Origin of the sequence: Rhodoblastus sphagnicola, assembly GCF_002937075.1 — a bacterium.
Lineage (GTDB): Bacteria > Pseudomonadota > Alphaproteobacteria > Rhizobiales > Beijerinckiaceae > Rhodoblastus > Rhodoblastus sphagnicola.
This window is the reverse complement of record NZ_NHSJ01000073.1, coordinates 75,465-87,694: the sequence shown is the minus strand read 5'-3', so window position 1 is coordinate 87,694 and position 12,230 is coordinate 75,465. Positions and strand designations below refer to the sequence as shown.

The window sequence follows — 12,230 nt, the reverse complement described above, 5'->3', positions numbered from 1 at the left end:
TTGATCGAAACGCCGCCGTCGCACACCCTGAGAAAAGATGCGTGGACGTCAGGCGCTGGACCTCGTCACAATAGTGAGCAAGGCTCACATTTTGGACTCGCATTCCCAGGAGGCGCCGTCGTGGAGGAACAACAGACTGAACGCGTTAGGAAAAAGCCGAAGCAGGCGCGTTCCCGGAGCACCGTTTTCACGATCTTTGAGGCGACGGCTCAGATTCTGGACCAGGAGGGCGAGAAGGCGCTGACCACCAATCGGGTCGCCGAGCGCGCCGGCTTTTCCATTGGCACGCTCTACCAGTATTTTCCCAACATGGACGCCATACTCCTGGCGATGATCGCCAGCGAGCGCCAGCGCATGATGGCTCATCTTGAACAGTTTGTTGTGGATACTGAAAGCAGCGACACCGACCCTCTGTTGCTGATCAGGCTTTTTGTCCGCGCGCTCGTCGATGGCTTTGGCGTGGCGCCACGAATTTTCCGTCCCTTGCTGAAACGCGGCTGGCGGTTGGATCATTCGCCCGAGGTGATAGCCTCGGCCCAGGCGTTGGCGGCGCGGATCAAATTGGCCATTGTCCGCCGCAATCACCCGGCCTTTCCGCCGCCAAGCGACGCAGCCATGTTCGTCGCGACGCGAGGCGTGCTCGGGGCCATCCGCGCCGCCGTCCATGAAGATTCGGCCTTGATCGGGACGCCGGAATTCGAGGACGCCCTGGTTCGGCTCGCCGTTGGCCAGTTGGCGACGACCGCTTAAGTTCGGGGCCGGATCAAGCATGGGTCAGGCGGGAAATGGCGCATCCTTGCCCTTTCCAGGAGCGTCCATGGACGACAGCTTCCCGCCGGCCATCCGCCAATGTAAGCTCGGGCAGGCCCAACCAGCGAGGGCGTTTGTTTTCTCAGGCCCGCGCCAGCCGGTCCAGATGGATGAAATGCGGGTGGAGCGCCGCCTCCGCCTCGCGGCGCGCGCGCGCGTTCTGGTTGGTGACTGTCTGTGGCTCGATCACCCAGACGGCCGCGAGATCGGCTTCGGGGTCTCCAGCCCGCGCCGCGCGGTAATGGCGCAGGAACAGTTCGCCGGTGATATGCGCCTTGACCGGACGCCCCTTGATCTGCACGGAGCGTCCGTCGCCATGGGCGAGCGTGATCGCGACCGTGCGGTTGAACCAGATGCTCCGCACCATGTTCTTGTTGGTGACGGAGGATTCCAGCCGTTCAAGATAATGGATATTGCCGTCCTCGCCGAGATGGATCGATTGTTTCACCACCGCATGGGGCGCGCCATCGGCGCCCACGGTCGCCAGAATCTTGATCGTGTCGGTGTCCGCGAGCAGGTCCGCCACGTCCGGGTCGAGCCGAATCGTCATGTCTGTCCTCACTGAAGCCGGGCGAGATCGCTGTCGGGATGGTTGCCGCAGCGGCGATAGTCATCGAAATCCACCGAGAGCCCGTGACGCGCGCGGATCGCCTGCAAGCCGCTGGCGAGGCGGATGAAATAATCGAGCGAGGGCGTCTTCAGATCGTGGAATTTCGAGCCCTTCTGCGGCGCCCAGACGGTGTGGACCGTGGTCACGCCCTGGCGGGCCAAATCCTCGGCTTCGTCGAGCGTGGCGCGCAGCGCGTCGCTCTCCGAAACAAAGCCGTGGGGCGGCGCGGTTTCGACGCCGCCGACAATGCCGGTGCCGACATTGCCGCGCCCGAAAACCTCAACCGCCCGCACCAGCCGGCGCTTCCATTCCCGGTAGCCGATGTGATGGGCCTTGCCGGGGCAGATCCAGTTGAAGCGCGCCTCGTCCAGCACTTCGATGTTGGAGGTGTAGCTGCCGAGACCGGTTTGCTCGCGCAGGCGAATGAGCTGTCCCTCGCTGAAGGGGCTGGCGAGCAACTGGCTGGGGAATCGCGGCGTGGCGAAGAGTTCGCCGATCGCGCGCAAAAGCTTGATGTAATAGTCCAGCTCGGCGTCGAGCATTTCGTGGCCCTTGATCACCGAGCCGCCGGTGATGTGAATATTGGTGAAACGGCCGGTCTCCTTGAGCGCCTCGGCGATGCATTCCTTGACGTCCTCGGACTTCAGCCGGGTCGGGAGGTCGTAGGTCTCGCGCAATTGGCTGTGGTGGTGCGGCAGCGGGCAGAACTGGCAACCCTGGTCGTCGACATGGGCGAAGTGGCAAAAACTGCTGGCGAAAATATCGAGCCGTTGCGGCCGCGCCGAAACCACTTCCTTCATCGGCAGGCCGGAGCGCGTCTTCTTGTCGTAATAGAGCGGTTTCGGCCAGAGATCGACGGTTTCGACCACCTCGCCGCCATCGATGAGCACGAAGCGGCCGTCGAGAAAATCGACATCATAGGGGTTGCGATCCCGAGGCTGGGGATAGGCGAGAATGGTCGTGCCGTCGCGCAGCAGCATGGAATGGGGATAGGCGACGCCCTCCCACATATAGATCTGATGGCGCGCGGGATCGACGGCGTCCATGGCGCGCCTGGTGTAGTTGAGTCCCCTGCGCTGCACGTCGATCTTCAAGGCGATCAGCAGCGGAAACTCTGGATGGCCGGCGACGACTTCGGTGAACGGAGCCTCGTTTCGCAGCCGGATGGGAGAGACGCAAACCATGGGGCCCCTTTTCGCTTCAAGCCAATCGCATTGGCCGGTTGAATCGGGCGAATAATCCTTTTTCCTAGTAGGAACGTCAATTTCAATTGCTTTTCCAGTTCATTCGACCATGCTATGACGCAAGCGTCTCAATCGTGACTGGAATGCCGATGCGACGCATCAGCCGGCGCAACGTGAGCAGCCATCGGGGGACGTGCGAGAGCGCGGAACGGCCGGCGAGAAAAACCGCCCGCCTCCGTCATTGTCGAAGCGTAAAAAACACCAGATTTATCGAATTTTACGCGAGACAGCCCCGACACGAACGCATGCGGCGACGGCCCCACCGCGCGCGCCGAGGCTTCACTGGCGGAGCTTGTCGAAGCGCCGGACGACCGGGCCTTTGCGATCGGCCGCGATCGCCCGCGGCCGTGACAGCGCGCCTTATCGTTCGTAAATGATGCGCGCGCGCAGGGTGCCGTCGATGGCGCGGATTTCCTCCAGAACCAGTTCGCAATCCTCAAACGAGCCGTCCGCCTCCATCACCACATAACCGACCTCGCCGTCCGTTTGCAGGAACTGCGAGGCGATGTTGAGGTTGCGGCTGGAAAAGGCGTCGTTGAGCTTGCGCAGCACGCCCGGCACGTTGCGGTGGACATGCATGAAGCGGGTGCCGCTGGGGCGCGGCGGCAGCTGCACCTGCGGGAAATTCACCGCGCCCACCGTCGAGCCGATGTCGGAATAATCCACCAGCTTGCGCGCCACTTCCGCGCCGATGCGCTCCTGCGCCTCTTCGGTCGAGCCGCCGATGTGCGGGGTGATGATGACGTTCTCCAGGCCTTGCAGCGGCGAAACGAATTTCTCGCCATTGGCCGCCGGCTCCTTGGGGAACACGTCCACCGCCGCGCCGAGCAGATGGCCGCTCGTCAGCGCCTGCGCCAGCGCCTCGACATCCACCACCGTGCCGCGGGCGTTGTTGATGAAATAGGCGCCCTTCTTCATCGCCGCGAATTGTTCCGCGCCCATCATGTGCTGGGTCTGCGGCGTTTCCGGCACGTGCAGGCTGACCACGTCGGACTGCGCCAGCAGGTCTTCCAGAGTGTGGGTCGGCTCGGTGTTGCCGTGGCGCAGCTTGTCGATGATGTCGAAGAAAATCACGCGCATGCCCATGGCTTCCGCGAGATAGGACAGTTGGCTGCCGATATTGCCATAGCCGACAATGCCGAGGGTCTTGCCGCGCACCTCAAAACTGTTGGTGGCGCTCTTGTCCCAGCCGCCATTATGGCAATCCAGCAGGCGCGAGGGGATGCGGCGCAGCAGCATCACGATTTCGCCAATGGTGAGTTCGGCCACCGAGCGGGTGTTGGAGAAGGGCGCGTTGAACACGGGAATGGCGCGCGCCGCCGCCGAGGCCAGCTTGACCTGATTGGTGCCGACCGAGAAACAGCCCACCGCCATCAGCCGGTCGGCGTCCTCGAACACCTGTTCGGTGAGTTTGGTGCGCGAGCGGATGCCGACGATATGGACGCCTTGCAGCGCCTCGCGCAGCGCGTCGCCGTCGAGCGCCTTGGTCAGGCGCGTGACATTGCTGTAGCCGGCGTTTTCAAACAGTTCGACCGCGCTGTGGTGGATGCCTTCGAGGAGCAGGACTTTGATCTTGTCCTTGGACAGCGAAAGACGTGCGTTCATCTTGGTCTCCTCGTGCGTCGAAGGTCCGCCGCCGCCACAAAAAGGAAAAGCGCGAAAGCGTTTCACTTTCGCGCGACGGGTCGGGCCGCTCTTTGCGGGCGTCCTATCAGACTTTGGATTTAAGTGGAATGGGTTGTTTCGCGCCGGTTTCGTCGAGAATGGCGAAGCGGTAGCGGCCCTGCTCGTCGAAATCGACTTGATAGGAGAGCCGGTCGATGACGCGATTGTCGCGGTCGAAGGCGAGCACCTTGGGGTTGAGGCTCGGGATTTCCTCGGCGTCGACATAGATCGACGAGCAGATGATGAGGGAATCGCCGGGTTGGCAGGTGCGCGCCGCCGCGCCATTGAGGATGCAGCAGCGCGAGCCGCGCTCGCCGAGGATCACATAGGTGGAGATGCGCGCGCCGGAGTTCTTGTTCCAGATCTCGACGAATTCGAGCGGCAGAATTCCCGCCTCCTCGCAATGATCGGGATCCAGCGTGATCGAGCCGTGATAATCGATATTGGCGTCCGTCACGTGGATACCGTGCAACTTGGCGCCGACAACCTTGCGCATTGACCTGTCCTGACAATCCGGGCGGCGAACGCCCTGAAGTTTTCGCACGCTGCATAGCTTTTTTTCGCGAGAATCGCCAGTCTACGAATCGCCAGTCCGCAATTCCCGCCGGATCACCCGGATTCGCCCGGCGTGAAGTCCAGCGCCACGCCATTGATGCAATAACGCAGGCGAGAGGGCGGCGGCCCGTCCTCGAACACATGGCCGAGATGCCCGCCGCATTGGCTGCAATGCACCTCCGTGCGCACCATGCCCCAGGATGTGTCGCGGTTGGTCGCGACCGAACCCGGCAGGGGGTCGAAGAAGCTCGGCCAGCCCGTGCCGCTCTCGAATTTCTCCTTGGAGCGGAACAAGTCCTGGCCGCAACCGACGCAGCGGAAGACTCCGGCGCGCTTTTCGTGGTTGAGCGCGCAGGACCCCGGCCGCTCCGTGCCATGACCGCGCAGCACTTCATATTGCTCGGGCGTCAGCAGCGCGCGCCATTCGGCGTCCTCACGGGTAGTCTTGTACGTGTCGGCCATTCAAATCTCCGGGCGAAACCTGACTCATAGATAAGGTTGCGCGGCCGTCCCGCAAGTTTCAGCGCGCGACCTCGGCGCGCTCCTCCTCGACCGGAGTCATCACGCCATCGTCGCGCAGGGAAAAATCCTGACCGCGCCAATAGAGCTGTCCCGGCAGGTAACTCGCCCAGAACACGCAAAAGCCAAGAAGATCGCGCAGCAGCGTCAGATGAAGCGGCCGGGCCTGCCCGGGGAATCTCAGGTCGACCTCGTCGTGCAAGATCACCCGGCACGTCACGGCGGCGAAGAAAAGCAGCGCGGCGCTGGGTGCAAAGCCGGCGAAAACCATGGCCAGCAGGCCCCAGCCCGAGGCATGGGTGACGATGGTGCCGAAATAGCCGGCCGGATCGAGCGAACGGATGGTGCGCGCCCAGCGCATTTCCTGGCGCCACAGGTCCGAAAAGCTGCGCTCGCCGTGGGCGTGCAGCACGGCGAAATCCGCGACGACCACTTTCAGCCCGAGGTCGCGCACCAGGGCGCCGAGCATGAAATCGTCGGCCAACTGGTCCTTGAGCGGCGCGAAGCCGCCGATTTGTTCCAACACCTCACGGCGCAGGGCGATGGTGGCGCCCACGCAGGGCTTGGCCATGTTCAGCGCCAGACCGGTCGTCACATTGGGGAGGAAGGCATAGTTCACGCCCATGGCGCAGAGCCGCGACCAAACCCCCTCCATGGCCACGCCGCGATAGAGACAGGTCACGGCGCCCACCCCTTCCGGCTCCAGCGCCGCAGTCAGCCGGCTGAGGTAATCCGGCGCGACGATGATGTCGCTGTCGGCCAGAACCACGACTTCGCCGGCGATCGCGCGCGACAGGTTGATGAGATTGTCCACCTTGCCGTTGACGCCGTGGCGGGCGGGTTCGATCACGAGTTCGGCCGTCAGTCCGGCGGGCGCGCCCAAAATCTCGCCGGCGCGCACGGCGTTGACGATCCGCCGCGCCACCGCCGCCGCCGGATCCAGCGGATCGTGGACGCCGAACAGAATCTGCACGGGGCCGTCATAGCTCTGGCGGCAGAAGGTGAGGAGGTGGTCGGCGAGTCGGGGTTCGGCGCCGTACAGCGGCTTCAATATGGTGACGCTCGGCGCCATTCTTGGCGCGGCGTCGCGGTTTTCACGAGGAAATCGCCGCAGCGCGAAGATCGACAGCAGCGTATAGAGGCAGGAGGCCAACGCAAGAACGCAAACGAGACCAAGCGGCAGCGAGACGTCGAACAGATCGCCCCGGTCCAATAGGGTCAGCATCCGCCTCTCCTTCAGGGCTCGAGCAGATTGCCTGCCCGCTTGCGCAACTCCGCCAGCGCCAATCCGCGCAAGGCGCGGCGCCATTGCGTGAGTTCAGATATGGAGCCATTAGCCAAAATATCGCCGATGCGCCAGCCTTGCGGCGTGGACTTCACAACATAATCGATCGGCATCGGCTCGCCGGAGACGGGAATCATGCGCGTGCTCACGACCAGCGCGCCGTCGCGCGGCTCGGCCTTGGCGTCGCGCTCGAAACCCTTGGCCTCGACGAATTCGAACCGCTGGGCATAGGTGGCGGCGACGTAATCGCCGAAACTTTTGATCCAGTCGGCGCGCTCGGCGGCGGGCAGTTCATCGAAACCCGGGCCATGGGCGAGCTTGGCCATGCCTTCGAGATCGAAGGCGGCGTCGAGCGCCGGGCGCAGCGCGGCGAAGCGCTGCTTTAGCGTCAGTTGGGCGGCGCGGCGCAGCACGTCGATCTGGCTGTCCTGCAATTTCCGGACGACGGCGATGGCCTCGTCGGCTTCGCCCGCATGGGCGGAGAATGCGGGCAGGCTCGCGACAAAGGCGAGAAAGACGCGGCGGTTAAACATGGCTGGCTTCCTCCTTCGAGAGCTTGCCGCGCGAGAACATGGCGGCCAGACTTTCGCCCTCCAGGCGGCGCCACAGCATCAGGCCGGGCGCGCCGCAGAGGAGATCGGGAATACGCTTGATCAGCGACAAGGCGATGGCGTCCGCCGAACCCACGCCGAAAGCCGCGCAGAGCGCGATGAAGCCGCCCTCCTGCACGCCCCAGGCGCCGGGGATGAGGAAACCCGCAGCCTTGACCGCGTGGCCCAGGCTTTCGATGGTCACAGCCGTGGCGAACGACCGGGGGTCGCCGAGGAAATTCAAGGCGACATAGATTTCGAGCGCGCCGACGAACCAGATCGTCATGTGAATCGCCAGGGCGCGGGCAAGACCGGCCCGGTTGCGCAGGATCGCGTCGAGCCCGTCGCGCAGGGCGGGCAACCCGCCCACGGAAGGCCATCCGGTTTGCGTCTCGATTTTTTCGGCGAGGCGGTCGAGCCATGGCATCGACAGCAGGCGCGGCGCCAGCCAGAATCCGGCTATGGCCGGGACCATGATCACGGCGCCCACGCCCGCAGCCGTGGTCAGGTCGGCCTCGACGCCGGCGTGAAACAGCAGCATGACGCCGATCACGGTGAAAATCGCCTGGGTCGCCGTCTGCGCCAGCAGATCGACGATGACGCTGGCGCCGGCCAGCCCGCCGCCGACGCGGCGCTTTTTCAGCAGGCGCGCGCCAAACACGTCGCCGCCGACCGCGGCGACCGGCAGCAGGTTGTTGATCGACTCGCGCACCCAGCGCAACTGGCAGAAGATCCACGGCGCCGGGCGCGGCTTTGGAATCATGAAGCGCCAGGCGAAACCGGCCCCGAACGTCTGCAAGAAGCGGATCGCCGTGATCAGCAGCGCGCCGAAGAGGCCGATCCGCGCGAAGGCGTTGGCGACATCGCCTGCGCCTTCATAGAAGGTCAGGGCGGCGAACAGGAGGAGACCGAGAACCAGTCCGAGCGCTGCGGCTTTTTTCATTGCCTCGCCTTAGCCGGAATCTTGGGCAAAGTCAGCCCTCCCTTTGTGCCGGAATGGGAATTTTGCTACCCGGAGCAGCATGAATCCGGCGTTCAAGGCCGCGCTCGACGCCTGACGATTCAACTTTAACGGGTATTGACATATGATTGCTACCACAAGGTGGTAAACCATAGGTTTCGCGCCAACGGTTCGGGCGAGGAGCCTCTTGCGCCCTCGCTCTGCTGCGACGCCTGAGCTATCTGCCCTTTTTCGGCGGCGGCGCGTCCTTGCTGGCGCGGGCGAAGGCCTCGGCGAAGGCGTTGCCCGTCGCCGGGCGCGACGGCGCATGTTTGGCAAAATCCTGCCGCTGGCCTTGTTGCGGGCGACCGCCCGCCCCTGCCCCCCCACTGGACGCCCTGGCGTCAAAGGCGTCGTCGAGCCGCATGGTCAGGGCGATGCGCTTGCGCGGCGCATCCACCTCCAAAACCTTGACCTTGACCACATCGCCGGGCTTGGCCGCCTCGCGCGGGTCCTTGATGAAGGTTTTCGACATGGCGGAAATATGCACAAGGCCGTCCTGATGCACGCCAATGTCGACGAAGGCGCCGAAAGCCGCGACATTGGTGACCACGCCCTCCAGCACCATGCCCGGTCTGAGGTCGGAGAGTTTTTCCACACCGTCCATGAAAGTGGCGGTCTTGAACTCGGGGCGGGGATCGCGGCCGGGCTTTTCCAACTCCTTGAACACGTCGGTGACGGTGAGGAGGCCGAACTGCTCGTCGGCGAATTCCTTCGGCTTTAACGCGCGCAAAATCTTGGAATCGCCGATCACCACGTGAATGTCGGCCTTGGCGGCGGCCAAAATCTTGCGCACCAGCGGATAGGCTTCGGGATGGACGCCCGAGGCGTCGAGCGGGTCATTGCCATCGCGAATGCGCAAAAAGCCGGCGCATTGCTCGAACGCCTTGGCGCCGAGGCGGGGCACCTTCTTCAGCTCCGTCCGAGTTTTAAAAACGCCGTTGGCGTCGCGATGGGCGACAATATTGCCGGCGAGCGATTCGCCCAGGCCCGACACGCGCGCCAGCAGCGGCGCCGACGCCGTGTTGAGATCGACGCCCACGGCGTTGACGCAATCCTCCACCACCGCGTCGAGCGAGCGCGACAGCTTGAATTCCGCGAGATCGTGCTGGTACTGGCCGACGCCGATGCTTTTCGGGTCGATCTTCACCAGTTCCGCCAGCGGGTCCTGCAAGCGGCGCGCGATCGAGACGGCGCCGCGCAAGGTGACGTCGAGGTCGGGCAATTCAGCGGCGGCGAAGGCGGAGGCCGAATAAATCGAGGCGCCGGCTTCGGAGACCACGATTTTCGTCATCTTCGAGCCCGGCAGTTTCGCCACCAATTCGCTTGCGAGCTTGTCGGTCTCGCGCGAGGCCGTGCCATTGCCGATGGCGATCAGCTCCACCTTGTGCTTCAGGCACAGCGCGCCCAAAATGGCGAGGGCGTCGTCCCAGCGCCGCTGCGGCTCGTGGGGATAGATCACGCCTGTGTCCACCACCTTGCCGGTGGCGTCGACCACCGCGACTTTTACGCCGGTGCGGAAGCCGGGATCGAGTCCCATGGTGGCGCGCGGCCCCGCCGGCGCCGCCAGCAGCAGATCGCGCAAATTGCCCGCGAAAACCTTGACCGCCTGCTCCTCGGCGTTCTGCCAGAGTTTTGCGCGCAGATCGACCGACAGCGAAATCTTCAGCCTTGTGCGCCAGGCCCAGCGCACGGCGTCGCCCAGCCATTTGTCGGCGGGACGGCCGCGCTCGGCCACGCCAAAACTGGCGGCTATCGCCTGCTCATAGGCCCGTTCGCCGTTGGCCTCCGTCTCGGCGGCGCCTTCCGGCTCCAGCGTCAGGTCGAGCATTTCCTCCTTCTCGCCGCGAAACAGCGCGAGAATGCGGTGCGACGGCAGTTTGGTCAGAGGTTCGAAAAAGTCGAAATAATCCGAATATTTGGCGCCGTCCTGGGTCTTGCCGTCGCGAACTTTCGAGACAAGACGCCCACGGTTCCAGAAATTCTCGCGCAAATGCCCGACCAGTTCAGCCTTTTCGGTGAATTTCTCCACCAGAATGGCGCGCGCGCCGTCCAGCGCCTCGTCGACACTCTTGATCCCCTTGGCCTCATCGACAAACTTCTCCGCTTCCGCGCGGGGGTCGAGCGCGGGATTGGCGAGCAGTCCCTCGGCGAGCGGGCCGAGGCCGGCCTCGCGGGCGATGGTCGCCTTGGTGCGGCGCTTGGGCTTGTAGGGCAGGTAAATGTCTTCAAGCTGCGCCTTGGTCTCCGCGCCCAAAAGCTGCTTCTCCAGCTCCGGCGTCAGCTTGTCCTGCGTGCGGATCGAGTCCAGCACCGCCTTGCGCCGCTCCTCCAACTCGCGCAAGTAACGCAGGCGCTCTTCGAGATTGCGCAATTGGGTGTCGTCGAGCGCGCCGGTCGCCTCCTTGCGATAGCGGGCGATGAAGGGCACGGTCGAGCCGGCGTCGAGCAGATCGACCGCCGCCGTCACCTGGGTCTCCGCGACCTGCAATTCCTGAGCGATTCGGCGGTTGATGGCGTTCATGTCGCAATCTCGATTCGTGGTGCGGCCCCTGTGAGGGGCGCGCTTTTACCCCTGGCGCGCGGCGGGGTCAAAACCGATGCTGTGGAAAAGGCTCCCGCGCGCCCGGCCCAGCGGCGGACGCGATTGACAAGATGTTTGGACTGGCGGACTTTCGAGCATGGCGCGCACAAAAAAGAGTGAAGTCAACCCCGCAATCAGCGATCCCGCCGCTTTGGGCGTGGCGGCGGAACAGGCGAGCGAGTTTTTAAAGTCGCTCGCCAATCCCGTGCGCCTGCGCATCCTGTGCCTGCTTGCCGACGGCGAGGCCACGGTCGGCGAGATCACCGAACGACTGGCGGCGCGGCAGAGCCTCATTTCCCAGCACCTCGCCCTGCTGCGCAAGGACGGTCTGGTGCGCGCCACCCGCGATGGTCAGAGCATACGCTATGCGCTGGCCGACATCCGCGTGGAACGGCTGATCGGCGTGCTCTACGAGACTTTTTGCCCCCGTGTTTAATTTGCGTTTTTGCAAACTCTTGCCCTGAACCCTTCTTATTTTCGCACAAGGCACGATCTGGCGCTCAAGGAGACTTCTCATGAGCGCGACAAATCGCAAAATCATTTCCCTGTCCCACGGCGAGGCGACCTCCGACGGCGCCGGCGTCCGCATGACCCGGCTGATCGGCTCCCGCGCCCAGCCGCCGCTCGACCCCTTCCTGATGCTGGATTTCTTCGGCTCGGAGCGGCCGGGCGACTATATCGGCGGCTTCCCGGACCATCCGCACCGGGGCTTCGAGACCGTCACCTACATGCTGGCCGGAAAAATGCGGCATTTCGACAATCACGGCCATTCCGGCGTGATCGAAGCCGGCGACGTGCAATGGATGAAGGCCGGACGCGGTCTGATCCATTCCGAAATGCCCGAGCAAACCGAAGGTTTGATGCGCGGCTTTCAGCTTTGGATCAACCTGCCGGCGGCGGAAAAAATGTCCGATCCCGCCTATCAGGAGTTCAAGGCGGCGCAAATTCCGGTCGTTCAGCGCGAGGGCGCGACGATAAAAGTCATCGCGGGAACGGCTGATGGCGTCGCGGGGCCGGTGCGGGCGCCGCATGTGGACGCCGTTTACCTCGACATCGCCCTCGCCCCCGGCGCCGCCTTCGTCCACGATCTCCCCGAAGACCACGAAGGTTTTTTCGTGGTTTATGAGGGCGAGGCGGAGGCGCCGGGCGAAACCGGCGCCATCGCGCTGCGCGGGCTGACGCTGGCGGCGCTGGGGCCGGGCCGGACGGCGCGGCTCAAAGCCGGCGCGGCGGGCGCCAAAGCGCTGTTGCTGGCGGCCCGGCCGTTGCGCGAACCCGTCGCCTGGAGCGGCCCCTTCGTGATGACCACGCGCGAGGAGTTGATGCAGGCCTATGCGGATTATCAGGCGGGCAAGTTCTGAATGGAAC

Annotated in this window: 12 protein-coding genes; 3 read left to right on the top strand and 9 right to left on the bottom strand. The window is 64.2% G+C overall.

Annotated features, from left to right (window positions below; translation table 11 throughout):
- On the top strand, window positions 1-750 hold the full coding sequence (locus tag CCR94_RS11780; RefSeq protein WP_206605824.1) for a TetR/AcrR family transcriptional regulator: 750 nt from the start codon (window positions 1-3) through the stop codon (window positions 748-750).
- A gap of 142 nt (window positions 751-892) precedes the next feature.
- Here the strand turns inward: CCR94_RS11780 and CCR94_RS11775 are convergent, their stop codons facing one another.
- The 9 genes from CCR94_RS11775 to CCR94_RS11735 all read right to left on the bottom strand — a co-directional run bounded on the left by CCR94_RS11775 (window position 893) and on the right by CCR94_RS11735 (window position 10,802).
- Window positions 893-1,360, bottom strand: a complete 468-nt coding sequence (locus CCR94_RS11775) for a pyridoxamine 5'-phosphate oxidase family protein (protein ID WP_104508036.1) — start codon at window positions 1,358-1,360, stop codon at window positions 893-895.
- An 8-nt stretch (window positions 1,361-1,368) separates the two neighbouring features.
- The gene (locus CCR94_RS11770; protein WP_104508035.1) at window positions 1,369-2,604 is read right to left on the bottom strand and encodes a radical SAM protein; all 1,236 of its coding nucleotides are present in this window, start codon (window positions 2,602-2,604) and stop codon (window positions 1,369-1,371) included.
- A 420-nt stretch (window positions 2,605-3,024) separates the two neighbouring features.
- Entirely contained in the window at window positions 3,025-4,269 is a 1,245-nt protein-coding gene (serA, locus tag CCR94_RS11765) for a phosphoglycerate dehydrogenase (RefSeq protein ID WP_104508080.1), read from the bottom strand.
- A gap of 106 nt (window positions 4,270-4,375) precedes the next feature.
- Window positions 4,376-4,825 (bottom strand): aspartate 1-decarboxylase, encoded by a 450-nt coding sequence (panD, locus tag CCR94_RS11760; protein ID WP_104508034.1) that lies wholly within the window; start codon window positions 4,823-4,825, stop codon window positions 4,376-4,378.
- A gap of 113 nt (window positions 4,826-4,938) precedes the next feature.
- Complete coding sequence (gene msrB / locus CCR94_RS11755; RefSeq protein WP_104508033.1) at window positions 4,939-5,346, bottom strand: peptide-methionine (R)-S-oxide reductase MsrB; 408 nt, start codon at window positions 5,344-5,346, stop codon at window positions 4,939-4,941.
- A 58-nt stretch (window positions 5,347-5,404) separates the two neighbouring features.
- Window positions 5,405-6,628, bottom strand: coding sequence for a bacteriohopanetetrol glucosamine biosynthesis glycosyltransferase HpnI (hpnI, locus tag CCR94_RS11750; protein ID WP_158254729.1), 1,224 nt, complete (start codon window positions 6,626-6,628; stop codon window positions 5,405-5,407).
- An 11-nt stretch (window positions 6,629-6,639) separates the two neighbouring features.
- Entirely contained in the window at window positions 6,640-7,221 is a 582-nt protein-coding gene (locus tag CCR94_RS11745) for an ABC transporter substrate-binding protein (protein WP_104508031.1), read from the bottom strand.
- A complete protein-coding gene (locus tag CCR94_RS11740) occupies window positions 7,214-8,221 on the bottom strand; it encodes a lysylphosphatidylglycerol synthase domain-containing protein (protein ID WP_104508030.1) in 1,008 nt (335 codons plus the stop codon). The genes CCR94_RS11745 and CCR94_RS11740 overlap by 8 nt, the downstream gene beginning before the upstream one ends.
- Window positions 8,222-8,456: 235 nt before the next feature.
- Entirely contained in the window at window positions 8,457-10,802 is a 2,346-nt protein-coding gene (locus CCR94_RS11735; protein ID WP_104508029.1) for a Tex family protein, read from the bottom strand.
- A gap of 157 nt (window positions 10,803-10,959) precedes the next feature.
- Between CCR94_RS11735 and CCR94_RS11730 the strand changes: the two genes are divergently transcribed.
- Both CCR94_RS11730 and CCR94_RS11725 read left to right on the top strand, forming a co-directional pair.
- The gene (locus CCR94_RS11730) at window positions 10,960-11,298 is read left to right on the top strand and encodes an ArsR/SmtB family transcription factor (RefSeq protein ID WP_104508028.1); all 339 of its coding nucleotides are present in this window, start codon (window positions 10,960-10,962) and stop codon (window positions 11,296-11,298) included.
- Window positions 11,299-11,377: 79 nt separating this feature from the next.
- Window positions 11,378-12,223, top strand: coding sequence for a pirin family protein (locus CCR94_RS11725; protein WP_104508027.1), 846 nt, complete (start codon window positions 11,378-11,380; stop codon window positions 12,221-12,223).
- Window positions 12,224-12,230: the final 7 nt, after the last annotated feature.